The sequence below is a fragment of the Lysinibacillus sp. DFXJR4 genome (genome assembly GCF_057196045.1).
On sequence record NZ_JBXUNW010000001.1, the window covers coordinates 565,073 to 581,855 of the forward strand.

Annotated in this window: 16 protein-coding genes and 1 riboswitch; of the genes, 11 read left to right on the plus strand and 5 right to left on the minus strand. The window is 32.6% G+C overall.

The window, feature by feature from the left end:
* From AC2CGN_RS02870 to AC2CGN_RS02880, 3 genes are all read right to left on the minus strand, one after another.
* Entirely contained in the window at window positions 1–1,140 is a 1,140-nt protein-coding gene (locus AC2CGN_RS02870) for a DHHW family protein (protein WP_484512033.1), read from the minus strand.
* 36 nt (window positions 1,141–1,176) lie between these two features.
* A complete protein-coding gene (locus AC2CGN_RS02875; protein WP_484512035.1) occupies window positions 1,177–2,583 on the minus strand; it encodes an MBOAT family O-acyltransferase in 1,407 nt (468 codons plus the stop codon).
* A gap of 80 nt (window positions 2,584–2,663) precedes the next feature.
* Window positions 2,664–3,353: a GDSL-type esterase/lipase family protein gene (locus AC2CGN_RS02880; RefSeq protein WP_484512037.1), complete on the minus strand. Its 690-nt coding sequence runs from the start codon at window positions 3,351–3,353 to the stop codon at window positions 2,664–2,666.
* Window positions 3,354–3,929: 576 nt separating this feature from the next.
* Between AC2CGN_RS02880 and AC2CGN_RS02885 the strand changes: the two genes are divergently transcribed.
* The 9 genes from AC2CGN_RS02885 to AC2CGN_RS02925 all read left to right on the plus strand — a co-directional run bounded on the left by AC2CGN_RS02885 (window position 3,930) and on the right by AC2CGN_RS02925 (window position 13,165).
* Entirely contained in the window at window positions 3,930–5,090 is a 1,161-nt protein-coding gene (locus AC2CGN_RS02885) for a sensor histidine kinase (RefSeq protein WP_484512039.1), read from the plus strand.
* 2 nt (window positions 5,091–5,092) lie between these two features.
* Window positions 5,093–5,776 (plus strand): response regulator transcription factor, encoded by a 684-nt coding sequence (locus AC2CGN_RS02890; protein WP_484512041.1) that lies wholly within the window; start codon window positions 5,093–5,095, stop codon window positions 5,774–5,776.
* A gap of 331 nt (window positions 5,777–6,107) precedes the next feature.
* Window positions 6,108–7,124, plus strand: a complete 1,017-nt coding sequence (locus tag AC2CGN_RS02895; RefSeq protein WP_429990680.1) for an alpha/beta hydrolase — start codon at window positions 6,108–6,110, stop codon at window positions 7,122–7,124.
* A gap of 591 nt (window positions 7,125–7,715) precedes the next feature.
* Window positions 7,716–7,893: riboswitch (cobalamin riboswitch) on the plus strand.
* Window positions 7,894–8,013: 120 nt separating this feature from the next.
* On the plus strand, window positions 8,014–8,238 hold the full coding sequence (locus AC2CGN_RS02900; protein ID WP_286924071.1) for a glutaredoxin family protein: 225 nt from the start codon (window positions 8,014–8,016) through the stop codon (window positions 8,236–8,238).
* The gene (nrdI, locus tag AC2CGN_RS02905) at window positions 8,235–8,594 is read left to right on the plus strand and encodes a class Ib ribonucleoside-diphosphate reductase assembly flavoprotein NrdI (RefSeq protein WP_286924070.1); all 360 of its coding nucleotides are present in this window, start codon (window positions 8,235–8,237) and stop codon (window positions 8,592–8,594) included. Before AC2CGN_RS02900 ends, nrdI begins: the two co-directional genes overlap by 4 nt.
* Complete coding sequence (gene nrdE / locus AC2CGN_RS02910; protein ID WP_484512044.1) at window positions 8,591–10,684, plus strand: class 1b ribonucleoside-diphosphate reductase subunit alpha; 2,094 nt, start codon at window positions 8,591–8,593, stop codon at window positions 10,682–10,684. Before nrdI ends, nrdE begins: the two co-directional genes overlap by 4 nt.
* Window positions 10,672–11,640 carry a class 1b ribonucleoside-diphosphate reductase subunit beta gene (gene nrdF / locus AC2CGN_RS02915; protein ID WP_286924068.1) on the plus strand — a complete coding sequence of 323 codons (969 nt, stop codon included), beginning with the start codon at window positions 10,672–10,674 and terminating at the stop codon, window positions 11,638–11,640. The genes nrdE and nrdF overlap by 13 nt, the downstream gene beginning before the upstream one ends.
* A 12-nt stretch (window positions 11,641–11,652) precedes the next feature.
* Entirely contained in the window at window positions 11,653–12,090 is a 438-nt protein-coding gene (gene dut / locus AC2CGN_RS02920) for a dUTP diphosphatase (RefSeq protein WP_429990678.1), read from the plus strand.
* Between the two features lie 298 nt (window positions 12,091–12,388).
* Entirely contained in the window at window positions 12,389–13,165 is a 777-nt protein-coding gene (locus AC2CGN_RS02925) for a DUF817 domain-containing protein (protein WP_484512046.1), read from the plus strand.
* A gap of 220 nt (window positions 13,166–13,385) precedes the next feature.
* Here the strand turns inward: AC2CGN_RS02925 and AC2CGN_RS02930 are convergent, their stop codons facing one another.
* Window positions 13,386–14,336, minus strand: a complete 951-nt coding sequence (locus AC2CGN_RS02930; RefSeq protein WP_484512048.1) for a LysR family transcriptional regulator — start codon at window positions 14,334–14,336, stop codon at window positions 13,386–13,388.
* Window positions 14,337–14,442: 106 nt separating this feature from the next.
* On the minus strand, window positions 14,443–15,072 hold the full coding sequence (locus AC2CGN_RS02935; protein WP_429980976.1) for a YczE/YyaS/YitT family protein: 630 nt from the start codon (window positions 15,070–15,072) through the stop codon (window positions 14,443–14,445).
* Between the two features lie 113 nt (window positions 15,073–15,185).
* Here AC2CGN_RS02935 and AC2CGN_RS02940 point away from each other — a divergent pair, with 113 nt between their 5' ends.
* Complete coding sequence (locus tag AC2CGN_RS02940) at window positions 15,186–15,638, plus strand: MarR family winged helix-turn-helix transcriptional regulator (protein ID WP_283871442.1); 453 nt, start codon at window positions 15,186–15,188, stop codon at window positions 15,636–15,638.
* Between the two features lie 218 nt (window positions 15,639–15,856).
* A complete protein-coding gene (gene paiA, locus AC2CGN_RS02945) occupies window positions 15,857–16,375 on the plus strand; it encodes a spermidine/spermine N(1)-acetyltransferase (RefSeq protein WP_484512051.1) in 519 nt (172 codons plus the stop codon).
* Window positions 16,376–16,783: the final 408 nt, after the last annotated feature.

The window sequence follows — 16,783 nt, forward strand, 5'->3', positions numbered from 1 at the left end:
TTATTCGGATAAGTCAGATATAGATGAATCCTCAAAGAAAGTATTTGCATTGTAAATTAGTAGCATTTCATCGATTTTATTTTTTTGAATAAATAACTGTAGGCTATCGCTATAGTATCTTAGATCAATCACTTGAATTTCACTAAAATGTGGTAGTAAAAAAGGAAGTAAGGCATTTGCATAAGAATCCTTTACAACTACTATTTTTTTCCCACTCTTATTTTCAGTTGTTATCTTCACTAATGGATGATTTCCATTGAAAAAGACGGTATATTTATCTTTTTTCTTGATGTTATTCATCTCATAAAGGGTGCTAGAGGTTTTATCTTCATCAACATATTCTACTTTATATTTGATACCCTCCTTAGGCTCGTATAATTCAATGCTATCAGGATCTATATGTCGAAAACCTCCTTTAGAATATAGTGAACCATAGAAACTATTAGTAATTTTTTTAATGTTGAATGACTCTTTTTGGGTGGGAGTAAAATTAAAATTTTTACTCAACTCTAGGTAGGCATAATATGCGCCTTTAGTAGTCCAATGATGATCGGTTTTATAATAGATATATTCATTCTCTTTTGAACGCAATGTAGGGTATACATCAATAAAATTGATTTCCGTATTCAAGGATTTCTTTACTTTGTCAATATACGTAAGCTCATCATCATGAGAAACAAAATTAGGAAGTTTATTTTCTAAAATACTAATTGCTGTAGGAATCAACATTATGTGCTTTTCCACATTTGGATTTGCTAAATGAAAATCATTTATTGCTGCAATTTTACTTTTCACATCTTGATCTTCAGGTTTATTAAATTTTTGAAGTAAAAAACCATTCTTACCGATATATACTCCGTTATTTTCTTTTTTCCCTATTGTTCGATCTATATCAGATTTCATGCTTATCCAAAAATCTCTAAATGCAAACTGGTCAGACATATATGTTTCATAGTGTGAAGTGAATTTTTTATCTAAAAGATTTTGAATAGAGAACGTTGGTAACGGTTCTAAATTTCTATTCTCTGAATCAGAAAATGATTTGTTTGGAGTTAATAAATTAATACTGAACATGCCACCTATAAATAGCGACAACAAACTCGCCATTGTGTATTTGTATATTTTTTCATACTGATTCAAGCAACTCACCTCTTTCAAACTAAATATAGCTAATACTTAAAATCTAAAATATAGGAATGGATTATATGTGTCGTTTACTAAATATGCTGTTGATAGAACTACTAGTATCACATAAAAGATTGGCATACAAATAGCTCCTGATATTTTCAACTTTTCTCTTAAATATACAAGTGTCTTTTGAGGGAATGGTGTTGAACAAATTGCTAAGATACAAAATAATGTAAAATTAGTTGTGAGATAATAGAGTGTATTTTTATCCAAGAAAGCAGTTTGATTAAAGCCAAACATTGTTCCAATGAAGCTAATGGCTACTGATAAGTTATCGAATTCAAAAAATACCCATCCAATTAATACGATGATAAGTGTGTACACATGTGCAAAAACATGCATTCTTTTTTTAAGCCATTTTAAAAGAAAAAGCTTTTCAAGTGTTACAAATAATCCAAAATAAAGTCCCCATACAACAAAATTCCAGCTAGCTCCATGCCATAATCCTGTTAAGAACCAAACTATAAACAAATTTCTAAGCTGTTTGAGTAATCCTGACCGATTTCCCCCAAGAGGAATGTATACATACTCTCTAAACCAAGAGCCTAATGAAATGTGCCATCTACGCCAAAACTCAGTGACACTTTTAGATATATAGGGATAGTTAAAGTTTTCTGGCAAATCAAAACCAAACATTTTTCCTAAACCTTGCGCCATAGCTGAATATCCCCTAAAATCAAAGTAAATTTGGAAGGCAAAAGCAATAATCCCAAGCCATGCTGTTAAAATAGTTAGTTCTGACATTGAGGTTGATTTAACATTCGTCCAAAGAAGTCCTATATTATTAGCTAAAAGTACTTTTAGGGCAAGACCTCTAATAAATAGCTCCATTCCTTCGCCAAAACGATCTAATGTTACTTTTCTATGTTGTAATTGGGTTTCAATATCACTGTATTTTACAATAGGCCCTGCGACCAGTTGTGGAAACATCGTTACATAAGTACCAAAAGAAATAATATTTCTTTGTGCAGATACTTTACCTAAATATACGTCTATCACATAAGACATAGTTTGAAATGTATAGAAAGAGATTCCAATTGGAAGAGGGAGAGTGTCAACATGAATATTTAAGTGAAAAATGGAATTGATGTTGTCCACTACGAAACCATAATATTTGAAGAATCCAAGTATTCCTAAATTTATAATGATTGAGTTAATGAATATAGCTTTTGTAATTCCCTTGTGACTTCTATATTTGTCTATAAGTACTCCGTTCATATAATCAAATAGGGTGGAGAATATCATAATTACTATATATACTGGTTCACCCCATGCATAAAAAATTAGACTAACTACAAATAATATAAAATTCCGAAGAGTCTTAGGAGATATATAATATAGAAGAATGGCTAATGGTAAAAATACAAAAAGAAAAATTAAGCTACTGAATACCAAGATTTGTCACCACCTAAATAATTACACTTTTTTTAAGTACAGTTCCTCTATTAGAACTGTGAATTTTTAGAATATGGACACTACTTAACAGAAATTTTTAAAATATCGAGTAGATGCGTATAATATTTAGCTTTAAAGTGTACGCCATCTTCATCATGTAAATCAGTATATTTATCAAAAATTGGAGATAAATCAATGTACTCTACTTTTTCAGCTGTTGCTAATTCTTTAAGCTTCAGATTATATTCATTAATGTGTAGATATTGTGGAAACTCCTGTAATGCTTTATCTGTAACAGGTGTTACAGATAAAATGTGTATTTTTAGATTAGGAAGCTTTTCCTTTACTTTTTGTATTAGTTTGGAATAATTATCTATTGAATAGTTAACTGGATGATCGATAGGGTTTCCTTCAAGATCCATTGGCATTAGTAAATCATTAATACCAAAACTCATAAAAAGGTGTTCAGGATTTTTTTCTACTACTTTGTCAACATCATCTTCTAATGCTATAGCTGTAACTTTACCTGCGTCAGCGATAACATTTGTATCATCGATTAATTCTTGATAATTAAGTCCCTCTGTAATAGAATCTCCAAAAAATAAACTATTTTTAAAAATAGACTCATACTTCCTACTTTCCGATTCCTTCTTAAAAGCCGTATTTTGTGTGATTGTATTCGATGTCTTTTCGGTCCCATTGTCTACACAGGCTACTGAGCACAATGCAATAGCTCCCATTAGTACACAAATAAATATTTTCTTTATCATTTTATTCTTCCTCTCAAATCATATTTTGTAAGCGATCGTCATTGTATAAGCAACTGCCGTTTACAAAACATAGACTAGCTGCTATAGATAAAGATAATGTGCAGATAGGATAGAAATTATTTAAAGAATAGTCCAAGTAAAGAAGAGAACTAAAAATGACAATGTGGTTATCTGTAGAAAAAACATTCAGACGCTAATTTAAATAAGAGACAATAGATATGAAAAAAGGAAGCAAATCTGTTATTACCAACTTGCAAAATAGAAAAAACTATTCTTTCTATTTTAAAATCAGAAAGAATAGCTTTTTGTATGTATTGGTTTATTATTAGCTTAGGAAGGAAATGGTCTAATCAAAAAATAAAAAATTATTATTAAAATACACATAATGAATATTTTTCTATAAAAAATGTATCTCTTAAAAGAAGTATAGTTTGCAGATATAGTCAAGTACATATAAATAAAAATAGGGTAATATTGTCTAATGTGAACAACAGTACAGTCACTTTATCATCATCAACTATGGGTTGAAAATAATTAGGAATGATGGTCTACACACCGAAGATAGGGGAATAATGTATGAAAGCAATAAAAGATCAAAGGAAATGGCATTGGTTGGACTATTTTTTATTTCTAATGCGTACGATATGGTTTGCATATAATGGCAATTCAATATTCATTAGTACGATTGGTTCAGAAAAGTGGATTTTACTTTTATGGGCTAGTTGTTCTTATATAATACCCCATCTATTTTATCGACCTGGGCTTATAAAGTTCCAATATTATATAATGACCGAGGTGTTGTTAACTGGTTCATTGTTTATTTACTTATCAAGTCAGCATGAAATAGCAGTGACTTATAGTTTTCTACTCGTGCCTATCCTAACTGTTGCCTATGCTTGTCAAGTTAAGCCATTAATTTGGTTAGGTCCTTTCTTAGTAGTTGGTACATGGGCCAGCAGTCTTTTCATTAATAAGGATTTCTTTGCACTTTTTATAGACACAATTATTTTTTATGGTATTGGGTTTTGCCTAGGAAGAACGACTATTGTCATTACCGCTAATAAAGAGTTAATTGCCTCTATTGAGGAAAAAAATAAGCATTTGGAATACTATTCAAAAAGGATTGAGGAACTGACGATTAGAGAGGAACGAAATCGAGTTTCACAAGATTTGCATGATACAGTTGGCCATATTTTTACATCAGTCATAACCAGTTTAGATGCCCTTCCTTTTCTATATCAGGCAGATAAAAAAGAAGCAGAAAAAAGTATAAAAGAGATTTCGGATTTAGCACGAAATGGATTGAATGATGTGAGGAAAACAATTCATCATATGTCGCCAATGAACCATCAAACACTTGTTGAATTGGTGCAAGAATTGATTGCTGATTTTATGAAACATACAGCAACAGATATAAAGCTGAGTGTTGAAGGGGAAGCTATCAAAGTTAGTGAAAGAGTAAAGTTTGTAATTATTCGTTGTATACAAGAAGGGCTTACAAATGCGAAAAGACATGGTCAGTCAACTTTTATTATGGTAAATATTTCGTTTAAACAAGAAGAATTAATTGTGCTTATTGAAGATAATGGGAATGGTTGTGATGAATTGAATTTAGGATTTGGATTACGCTCAATGAAAGATCGAATATCGGCATTAGCGGGGACAGTTACCTTTTATTCTAAATTGAATAATGGTATGAGAATAACGTGTAACATACCAATAGCAAAGGAAGTTTAATGATGGTGATTAAAGCGGCAATAGTTGAAGATCAAGAGATTTTAAGAAAAAGCTTAAAAATTGTGATTGAAAGTATTTCTGACATTGAGATTGTGGGTACTGCAGAAAATGGGGAAAAGGCAATTGATTTATGCGGAATGGAAAGCCTTGATATTCTATTAATGGATATTCAAATGCCAGTGATGGATGGTGTAAAGGCAACAGATGAAATAAAAAAACGTTGGCCACATATAAAAGTGATAATACTGACTACTTTTCAAGATGTTACTCACGTTTTGGATGCTTTAAACGCCGGTGCAGATGGTTATATATTAAAGGCTGTTGATCCAGAATTTTTAATTCAGGGTATTAAAATGGTCTACCACGGAGGTTCCCTCATCCCTCAACAATTAGCAAAAGAGGTGTTTGGCCAGATACAAATAAAGAAAAACGAGCACCCAGAACATCTTGACGATAACCTCATAAATCATCCATATGATTTAAATAATCAAGAATTAAGGGTTTTAAAATATTTAACCCAAGGATTATCCAATAAAGACATTTCAGAAAAGATGTTTCTTTCAATTGGAACTGTAAAAAACTATATTTCTACCATTTATTCAAAATTAAACGTTAGAAATAGATCTTCAGCTATTATTAAAGCAATGGAAGAGAGTCTTATAGTAGATAAAAAAACATTAAAGTAAAAGAGTGTAGATAAAGTTCAACTGACTTTGTCTACGCTTTTTTTTTATATTAGTAGATTTAAATTCATGGCAAAAGCCACTTATTTTTAAAGAAGTAATATGTATTAGCCAAAGGTCATAAAATGTCGTTTTTTAATGACTTTTTATTGACTTGCTGGCACTACAGCATATTACCTTTCATTGGTAGAGTAATGAATAAGGGAGGTAAAAATACACAAGCTTAAATCCATTTCATAATAAGGATTGCTAAAAAATGCCCTCACAATCATTTAAAAGCATGTATTGGATCATAAATTAAATTACATTAGCAGAAAGGAATTAATAGAATTAGATGAAAAATATAAAGAAAATAATAAAATATATGGGAGTAATTATTATAATAATATTGTTATTAGTACTTTTTCGTCCCACATGGACTTCGAATATAAAAGGGGATAACAGTATTAGCGTTTTAGAACAAGTTAAGATCAATGGTACAAAACAGCAAATCATGATTAGAGGTCGTGATCAAAATAACCCGGTCATTATATATGTACACGGGGGACCGAGTGTGTCCGAAATTCCTTATGCCAAGTACGAAGACTTATTAGAAAAGGATTTCACTGTCGTTAATTACGATCAAAGAGGAAGCGGCAAATCGTATCATTTTAATGAGGATTATTCTAACTTAACGGCAGATGTACTTGTAGATGATTTATTAGAACTTACGGATTATATTTCAAAACGATTTGGTAAAGAGAAAGTGATCCTAATAGGTCATTCTTACGGCACATACTTAGGGACAATGGCTGCTTATAAAGCTCCAGAAAAATATGAAGCCTATATTGGGATTGGTCAGATGAGCAATATGCAAGAAAGTGAAATAGATAATTTGAATAATACGATAAGTGAAGCGAAAAAAGCCGGAAATACAGAAGATGTGAAGTACTTAGAGGGGGTCGCTGAAAAAATACATGCTGGAGAGGCAGTGACTCCAAGAGGTTATGTGTATAAGTACGGCGGCGCTACAAGACTTATTAATATGTCGGATGGCGATATACTATTAAGTCGTGAATATAATTTATTAGATTCAATTCGCTATACATATGGAGTTGCTAATTCACAAGAACGGCTTGTAAAAGAAACCTTGGAAAAGCCGCTACCTAAGATCGTTACCAAACTTGAGCTACCATTTTATTTTGTAATGGGTAAATACGACGCTATGACTTCATCTAATGCAGCAAAAAATTATTTTGATAGGATTGAAGCGGATCAAAAGGAGTTTATTTCTTTCGAGGAGTCAGCTCATTATCCAAATTTTGAGGAGAAGGAAAAATTTTATCAATGGATGTGCGATACATTTAAGTAGGGCAGCATAGATACGTGCCTAAATGGAATGAAAATACTTTTCCTAACAAATAGAATTTACTACAAATGGAAAAATGATAATTTAAAGAGGGAAGAGGCTAATAATTTCTTTTGTAGTTCAAAAAATGGTAAAGTGAAGGAAGTCTATGATAGAGAACATAAAATGCGCCGGACGTCTGAATTTAATAAGGAACTATCTTTATTTATCGGCTAGAATAATATGTAAGGATTTATCAACAATCAAAAGTTTAACAGTCTATTATTCTTCGGAATAAGGACTGTTTTTATGTAAAGAATTATTGTATTAGCTTATGCCTATATTTTTGATGGTATATTCCAAAAAAGTATTTACATAATTACTTCTTGCAAGGAAAGGCAGGAAAATGATTTTAAATACATAGTGTTACTACTTTCATAAAAATAATTCTTTATCAGATGTCTATTATTGTTTATAGCGTTAGGAACTATTTATCCACTTGCTTACTATCATTTTGCGGAAAATATCGAATAATCTTACTATTAAGAAGTCTCTAATCTAGATTTACTTTTATTTTGAAGGATGGTACACTTAGTTCTATCGGAAAACAATATATTGTGTTTGTTTTATTAAGGTACTACTATATGTAGTTTAATAGGGAAGTTCGGTGCAATACCGACGCTGTCCCCGCAACTGTAAAGCTGACGATGATTTAAGCCACTGTGCTTTCGCATGGGAAGGAAATCAGAGAATGAAGCAAAGCCAGGAGACCTGCCTATATAAAACACAACAATCATTTCTTCGGGGATTAAGGAATGGGGACGTAGCTATTTTTATGTGTTTTTAACGTTTCCATTTTAGGCTGTCTCTCTTTGAAGAGATAGCCTTTTATTTTATGAAAAGAGGGATTTATATGAAACTTTATACAAAAACAATTTGTCCTAAATGTCTTTGGGTAAAATCTGAATTACAACGAGTAGGAATTGAAGCAGAAATTGTAAATATTGACCATGATGAAAAAGCAAAGCAAACTATTATAGATGCAGGATTTTTAAGCGTGCCAGTTCTTGAATATAATGAGACATTTATAGGGGATGTTAAGGAAATTGTTTCTCAAATCGAGCTGATTTCACTATGATTATTTATGCTAGTCGTACAGGTAATGTCCGAAATGTTGTCTCAAAATTAAAGGGGAAATCAATGGAGCTGTCTGAGGAATTACAGTTGAGTGAGCCCTACCTTTTAATCACATACACAGACGGATTAGGTGATATCCCTGCAAAGGTAGCTCGTTTTTTAGAACAAAACGGAAATTACTGTAAGGGAGTAGTTGTAAGTGGCAACAGTAATTTCGGCCATACAGTATTTGGCGCTGCTGGCGAGAAAATTGCAGCAAAGTATCATGTGCCTCTAGTGCGTAAATTAGATTTACGAGGAAATCAAACTGATTATGATGCAATACAAACGTTTTATGAAATGAGGGTCATCGCGTGAAAACATATTTAAAGCTTAATAATGATGTACTAAATCGTTATAGTACAACAGGTCAACTAGAGTTAGAAAAGGATCGAGAAGCAACACGCCGTTACTTTTTAGAATATGTAAACGTGCGTCTCCGTTACTTTATTGATATTGAAGAAAAAATCCGTTATTTAGTCGATGAGGGTTATTATGAAAAAGCATTTATCGATATGTATGAGATGGAATTTATTAAAAAGCTATACAAAAAGGCATATGATTATCATTTCCGTTTTCCATCCTTTATGAGTGCAAGTAAATTTTACGATAGTTATGCCATGAAGAGTCGTGATGGGGAAGAAATTTTAGAAAAATATGAGGACCGTATTGTCATTATTGCTTTGTATTTAGCACAAGGCGACACAATATTAGCAGAACGCTCTGTTGAAGCGATGATGGAGGCGTATCAGCCTGCAACTCCAACAGCATTAAATAGTGGAAAGAAAGCACGTGGAGAACTAGTAAGCTGCTTTAAATTATCAATGGATGACTCTATGAATAGTATTGCTGAAAATATAGGGTATTGTTTGGAGCTATCACGCCTTGGTGGTGGAGTTGGAGTAAACTTAACAGATTTACGTCCTTTAGGAGATCCAATTAAAGAGATTCTAAATCGTGCAAGTGGTGTAATCCCAGTAGCGAAACTATTAGAAAATTCTTTCAGTTATTCCAATCAGCTTGGACAACGAAATGGCTCGGGCGTAGTCTATCTAAATATTTTTCATGCTGATATAGAAAATTTTATTTCATCCAAAAAACCAAATGCTGATGATAAAATTCGTCTTGCAACTCTATCGACAGGCATTATTATACCAAGTATTTTCTTTGAACTTATGAAACGTGATAAAGATATTGTATTGTTTAGTCCTTATGATATTTTTAAAGAATATGGTAAGCGTATGTCTGAAATTTCAATTACAGAAATGTATTACGAGCTACTAGATAATCAGAAAATTCGTAAAATTAAGCGTTTGAATGCTCGTAAGCTTTATACAGAGGTAAAAAAAGCGCAATTTGAATCGGGCTATCCATTCGAAATTTTTGATGATAATGTCAATAACGTGCATCCGCTTAAAAATATTGGTCGTGTGAAAATGTCAAATTTATGTACAGAAATATTGCAAGTTCAAGAAACAAGTATTATTACTGACCAAGATGTGCCGAATGAATATGGGCTAGATGTATCCTGTAACTTAGGTTCAATTGATATCCATGCAGCAAGCAAAGTAACTAATTTTGAAACATTAGTCGATACAGCTATGCATCTATTAACAAATGTGTCACAAATGACGAACATCAAGAATGTACCCCCTGTTGCAAAAGCAAATAAATTAATGCATTCAGTAGGGCTTGGTTGTATGAATCTCCACGGCCATCTTGTTACTGAGGGAATCATGTATGGCTCAAAGGATTCTATTGATTTTATGGATCATTTTATGGAGGCGATGAATTATTTTTCACTCAAATCTTCAATGGTGATGGCAAAAGAAAGAGGCGAAACATTCTACCGATTTGAGGAAAGTGACTATGCTTCAGGTATTTACTTTAATCAATATATAAATAAAACAGAGGAAGAACTGTCACCTGCTGTGCTAAAAGCGCTTGGAAATATTCCAATCATAACAGCAAAAATGTGGGAGAATTTAAAGCAGGATGTTATGCAATATGGATTATTTCATTCATATCGTTTGGCGATTGCACCTACTGGAAGTATTTCTTACATCCGTAGCTGTACGGCTTCTATTGCTCCTTGTACAGAGCGCGTAGAGGTACGTGATTATGCGGATAGCCGAACAATTTATCCAATGCCACATTTAACAAATGAAAACAGTCATTTATATGTAGAAGCATACGATATTGATCCATATGACTTAATTGATTTATATGCAGCCTCTCAAAAACATGTTGACCAAGGCATTTCGATGACGCTTTATGTAACTGACAATTGGACTACAGAACAATTGGCTAAAGTATATATTTATGCATGGATAAAGGGAATTAAGTCCGTTTACTATGTTCGCCAACGTTTACAAAGCTTAGAGGAGTGTGTAGCATGTCAAATATAATATATGAGGCAGTCAATTGGAATAAGGCAACGAGTGAACTTGCACAAATATTTTGGGACCAGCAATGGAAGCAAATTTGGTTTCCTGAAGAAATTGCGGTCAGCAAAGATATTAAACAGTGGAAAAGCTTTGAGCATCAAGACACGTATAAAAAAGTGTTCGCAGGATTAACGTTACTGGATACCGTCCAAACAAATATAGGGATGAATCGTGTGGCCGCTTATACAGACGATTTACAGGAGAAGGCGGTCCTAACTGTTTTTGATGCATTTGAGGCCATCCATGCCAAATCTTATTCTTATATTTTCACAACACTTTGTACAAACGAAGAAATAGATGAGCTATTTGAATGGGTTAAGAAAAATGAATTTCTACAGTATAAGGCCAATAAAATTGCAGCTATTTATAATAGTATTGAAGAAGACAATCCAGAAAGCTTATGGAAGGCGATGTTCTCCTCCGTTATGCTTGAATCTTTCCTTTTCTATTCTGGCTTTTTCTACCCGCTATACTTAGGAGGACAAGGCTTCCTACGAAACAGTGCTGAAATTATTTCGCTTATTTTACGCGACGAATCCATCCATGGTGTCGCAGTTGGATTTTTTGCTCAAAATCTATTCAAGAAATTTTCAAAAGAAAAACAAGAAGAGCTACGTTTATGGGGCTATGAATTATTACTAGATTTATATCAAAATGAAATGAAATATACGGATGATATTTATGCGGAAACAGGATTATCTCCTGAAGTCAAAGCCTATGTACGCTATAATGCTAATAAAGCGTTAATGAATGTCGGCTTCGAATCAATGTTCCCAGAAGAAGAAGTCAATCCGATTGTGATGAATGGTATTCGTAATGAAGGCTCCACATATGACTTCTTTTCACAAAAGGGCTCGACTTATGCCAAGGCAAAAGTAGCACCGATTACAGACGACACATTTAATTTTAATCGTTAAGGATGAAAAATAATGAACTTAGACGTGAAAATCAAAAGAATACATGCTGATGCAATGCTTCCGATGCAGGCCAATCCAGGTGATGCTGGAATGGATCTTTATTCAATTGAGGCAGTAGAGATACCAGCAGGACAAGCTAAACTAATTAAAACAGGCTTACAAATTGAATTACCAAAAGGAACGGAAGCTCAAATTCGTCCAAGAAGCGGACTAGCATTAAAACATAGTATAACAGTTCTAAATAGTCCAGGCACAATTGATGAAGGCTACAGGGGCGAAATAGGTGTTATCTTAATCAATCATGGTAAAGAGACATTTATAGTAGAAAAATCAATGCGTATTGCTCAAATGGTCATTCAGCTTGTGCCTACAATTCAATTGCTAGAAGTAAATGAATTATCGCCTACTGTTCGTGGAACGTCTGGGTTTGGGGCGAGTGGTGTAAAATAAGGTTAGTTAAATTTTGAAAGAAATTCTATAACTGAAAAGGAATTAGGTTCGGTATTACTGAACTTAATTCTTTTTTTATTGCCACCATAAACAATGCAACGATAGTTAGAAAAAAATCTAACTATCGGGTTTTTTTATGACGTACCACCAATGAAGAAAACAAAAGACGTTTTTCGCATATTTTAGTTCCAAGATATAGATTAATAAATTTATTGATTATCAATAAAAATATATTGATTTTTGATAAAATATCTTATATTCTTCTAACAAGAGTTTGAAGTTAGTTCTATTGAGGTGAATGAATTTGAAGAGTTTTTTTAAAGATTTAGCTTACTTTATTTATCATCAATCATTATCTTGTATTTTCCCTGTTGTGATATTTATGACACTTGCACTTTCAAACGCAATCCAAATACCTGGCATTTCAAGATACGACTTTATATTAATCATTTGTCTTTTGGCACAATATCTTATGTATAAATTTAAATTGGAATCAAAAGATGAATTGAAAGTTATTTTTCTATTTCATATGATTGGGCTTGTACTAGAAATATATAAAGTGAATTTTAACTCTTGGTCATATCCAGAAGAAGCGTGGACAAAAATTTGGGGGGTGCCTTTATATAGTGGTTTTATGTATGCCAGTGTGGCAAGCTATATTTGTCAAGCCTGGCGCAGGTTTGATTTAGCAATCGTTAACTGGCCAAAGAGTTATTTTGCAATCCCACTTGGAGCCATGATCTATTTAAATTTTTTTACCCATCATTTTATTTATGATTTTCGATGGCTTTTAATGGCTGCTCTTTTTATTGTATTCTACCGTACGATTGTCAAATTTACAGTGCGCAAAAAAATTTATAAAATGCCGATCGTTATATCATTCTTTTTAATTGGATTTTTCATTTGGGTAGCCGAAAATATTGCAACGTTCTTTGGGGCATGGTCTTATCCCAATCAAGAAATTTCATGGGAAATCGTCCATTTTGGTAAAATAAGCTCTTGGTTTTTACTTGTTGTGATAAGCATCATGATTGTTGCGCAGCTTAAATTATTCTATCGAAATACGGTAGAGTGAAAGCAATATTGATTATCTATTGAAAATCTTATGCTTTTCATGTTGTCGAAAAACTATTAGGTCAATGACATGAAGGGATGGCTGTCAGCTTTCGCATAATTATTTTGCAGCATTGCATACCATTTTTTATTAGAAAAGGCACTTATCTGTTCAACTAGCAAAGACAAAATGAAAATCCATTGCATTCAGCAAATATGCTTAGTGCAATGGATTTTCATTTTTATGGAGACTTTAATAATGTTTGAATTAACCGTTTACTGTTTTCTGAAATGGACACTCCTGTTTTTTCAAGCCCCTCTACCATAAGGTGAATAAAAGCTTTCGCAGCAAAATTAATAAATTTATCTTTTCTATAAAGAAGTACAATTTCTCTTGTTAATGGTGGATTGCATATAGGGCGCTCACAAATTGCAGTTGATTGATGTAAATTACAAAGTGTTTTGGAAATAATTGTTGCCCCAACATTTTGTTCTACTAATTTAAAAATAGCGTCTATACTTGCTGTCTCTGTCTTGGGCTTGACATGAAGCCTTTCTTTATGAGCTGCACGATCAATTACTTTTCTACATTGGTGAATTGTTGGAAATAATATAAGTGGGAGCTCTAAAATATCCTGAAAAGGTATTGTATTAGAAACTGCTAATGGATGATTGCTATGAGCAACAAACCGTAGTTCCTCTGTAAACAAGGGAATGATTTTAAGCTGCTCCTCCTCATAATCGAAATACTCTTGCTTATAGGTTATAGCAAAATCAATTTTATTGTCTTTAAATTGTTTTAGCACATCATCCGAGCTATTTATGCAGACTTGCACATCTGGATATTCCAGATGATAGTCTAACAAATAATCCGACACTAAATTTGTTAATTCACCAGGTAAAGTTCCAATAACTAATTTCCCTGCTTTTACCTCTTTAAGCTCAATAATTTGGTTTGTTGTATTGTCAATGGCTCGAAATATATGGGTGCATTGCTCATATAAAATTTTACCAGCATCTGTAACAGCTATTTTTTTCCCTAGACGATCGAAAAGAGGGATGCCAAGTTCATTTTCTAATACTTTAATTTGATGGCTTAACGTAGGCTGAGAAATATTCAATTTTTCGGCAGCCTTTGTAAAATGAAGCTCCCTACACAGTATTAAAAAATATTCAAGCTGTCGTATTTCCATATACGTACCTTCTTTTATTAAATAAATTTCTTCTATTATAGCATTATTCATAGAGAGAAATGGATTAAAGTATGGAGGAACTTACGAATCAATCATTTTGAGTTATCTAATCATTATAGTCATTTGGTAATGTACTGGAGTAACTAAAAATGTGTTCGAGAGCTTTCTTAGTAACTGGCATAAAATAATTTAGTAATAGTCCTCCAAAACAAACGGTTAATAAAGTTCCAATGCCGATTGGTCCATGTAAAATCATTGCCATTATCAAGAATACAAGGTAAATGATTGTCCTTGCCAAAAATATATTTGTTCTAGTTAATTTTTGGATGATGAATGTTAATCGGTCCAAGGGGATTGGAGCAAAATTTGTCTGCAAATAAGTTGCCGTTCCCAAACCGATAACTACTAAGCCGATACTAAAATAGACAATTTTACTGTACCATAACTCGGGTGTTACAAAATTGTGCAATAAGAACAGCCACATATCAATTCCTATACCTGTGATCAATGCTGTTAGCAACCCTAAAACTTCTGGCCTTTGTTTTAGTAAAAGTGAATTACAGCCTACTATTATTAAAGCGATTATTACCTCCCAGCTACCCACCGTAAGTCCTACACTTTTGGACAGCCCTACTAATAGGGCATCAAAAGGTGAGGTCCCCAAGTCTGATTGTATTGTCAAAGAAATACCAAAGGTTAATAGTAATATTCCTACCACGTAAAAGATATATTTCATTGCACTTTACCTCTTTATCATTACTTTTTTGTTGTAAATACAACAAAAATCGGTTATATTAAATATATTCCTTTTTTATTGTATTTACAACAAAAAATTGTGAGGAGATAGTGATGAAAGAAATCCTACGAGAGATTGGAATGATTGCTAGGGCATTAGATTCTATAAGTAATATAGAATTTAAAGAATTAGATCTTACAAAAGGACAATATTTGTACCTTGTTCGAATATGTGAAAACCCGGGAATCATTCAAGAAAAGTTAGCTGAGATGATTAAAGTAGACCGAACAACCGCAGCCCGTGCAATAAAACAGCTGGAGGTTCATGGTTTTGTTGAAAAAAAAGATGATGAACACAACAAAAAAATAAAAAAACTCTTTCCAACAGATAAGGGAAAACAGGTATTTCCATTTATAAAAAGGGAAAATGATCATTCAAATCGTGTCGCATTAGCGGGACTTTCAGAAAGTGAAGGAGAAGTCCTTTTTCAACTTCTCCAAAAAGTTAGAAAAAATATAGAAATTGATTGGGAGTTTGTAAAAAAGGGGAACAAGAGAAATTATTAATTTTATCTTTATTCAGCAAATGTTTTTTGTATCGAAAGCATAATGACAAAAAAATCTATTGAATGAAGATAGAGCCTCAGGCAGAGGTCACAGATTTTCAAAGGAATGAATTGTGCAGACACAATTCAAAATCCGGACGCATTGTTTATCTGTAGCGAAAGCAAAGCGGCAGCTACAATTACGCCAAGACGAAATTGATCTATAGGAGCTGATCGTAAATGACTATAAAAATAAATAAGTGCAATCAACAAGATCTACAATTACTTCAAGAAGTAAGTATTGAAACTTTCAATGATACATTTAAAGATCAGAATTCAGCCGCAAATATGAAGGCTTATTTGGACACTGCCTTTAACCTTAAACAATTGGAAAAAGAATTGTCTACGATTTCTTCGAATTTCTTTTTCATCTATTATAATGAAGAGCCTGCTGGATATTTAAAGATAAATATAAATGATGCCCAATCCGAAAAAATGGGTGATGAGTCACTTGAAATTGAAAGGATTTATATTAGAAATAAATTTCAAGGTAAAGGGCTCGGAAAATATCTAATTCATAAAGCGATAGAACTGGCTATTGAACAAAACAAAAAGATGATTTGGCTAGGAGTTTGGGAAAGGAATGATAATGCCATTGGTTTTTATAAAAAGTTGGGTTTTGTCCAAACGGGCGCACATTCTTTTTATATGGGGGATGAGGAGCAGATTGATATTATAATGTCCAAAGCACTGAAATAGCTTTAATACGTAAATTTTAATAAAATGGTTTGTTGTCCCGTTGCTTAATAGCTGGCGACAATTCAGAACTTCAAATAGAAGCATGCTTTCATTTTGGCATGTTTTTCTTTATTGTTTCATTTAAGTGCAGGTTTATCAAATAATGAAGTCAAATAAGAGGTTCAGGTGATTATTGATTTTCGTAAATATTGAACGCCAAAGATACCAAATAATATTTATAGTATTTGCTCTACCCTCCTTCACAATAGAAAAGATGTTGGTGATTTCCTATCTCATAACCGCCAGCAATTATTTTTATTAAAATGGTGAAAATTATAGTGATTTTTTTAGAGATGTTGTATAAAAAGTCTTTATTAAGCTTTTTTATTGTTTGATGACTGTATTTACTATTAATTTGAAATATTTACA

Coding starts and splice junctions, on each gene's coding strand:
- AC2CGN_RS02880 (WP_484512037.1), bottom strand. CDS start 3,353: ATGATAAAGAAAATATTTATTTGTGTACTAATGGGAGCTATTGCATTG.
- AC2CGN_RS02885 (WP_484512039.1), top strand. CDS start 3,930: ATGAAAGCAATAAAAGATCAAAGGAAATGGCATTGGTTGGACTATTTT.
- AC2CGN_RS02890 (WP_484512041.1), top strand. CDS start 5,093: ATGGTGATTAAAGCGGCAATAGTTGAAGATCAAGAGATTTTAAGAAAA.
- AC2CGN_RS02895 (WP_429990680.1), top strand. CDS start 6,108: ATGAAAAATATAAAGAAAATAATAAAATATATGGGAGTAATTATTATA.
- AC2CGN_RS02900 (WP_286924071.1), top strand. CDS start 8,014: ATGAAACTTTATACAAAAACAATTTGTCCTAAATGTCTTTGGGTAAAA.
- nrdI (WP_286924070.1), top strand. CDS start 8,235: ATGATTATTTATGCTAGTCGTACAGGTAATGTCCGAAATGTTGTCTCA.
- nrdF (WP_286924068.1), top strand. CDS start 10,672: ATGTCAAATATAATATATGAGGCAGTCAATTGGAATAAGGCAACGAGT.
- dut (WP_429990678.1), top strand. CDS start 11,653: ATGAACTTAGACGTGAAAATCAAAAGAATACATGCTGATGCAATGCTT.
- AC2CGN_RS02925 (WP_484512046.1), top strand. CDS start 12,389: ATGAATTTGAAGAGTTTTTTTAAAGATTTAGCTTACTTTATTTATCAT.
- AC2CGN_RS02930 (WP_484512048.1), bottom strand. CDS start 14,336: ATGGAAATACGACAGCTTGAATATTTTTTAATACTGTGTAGGGAGCTT.
- AC2CGN_RS02935 (WP_429980976.1), bottom strand. CDS start 15,072: ATGAAATATATCTTTTACGTGGTAGGAATATTACTATTAACCTTTGGT.
- AC2CGN_RS02940 (WP_283871442.1), top strand. CDS start 15,186: ATGAAAGAAATCCTACGAGAGATTGGAATGATTGCTAGGGCATTAGAT.
- paiA (WP_484512051.1), top strand. CDS start 15,857: ATGACTATAAAAATAAATAAGTGCAATCAACAAGATCTACAATTACTT.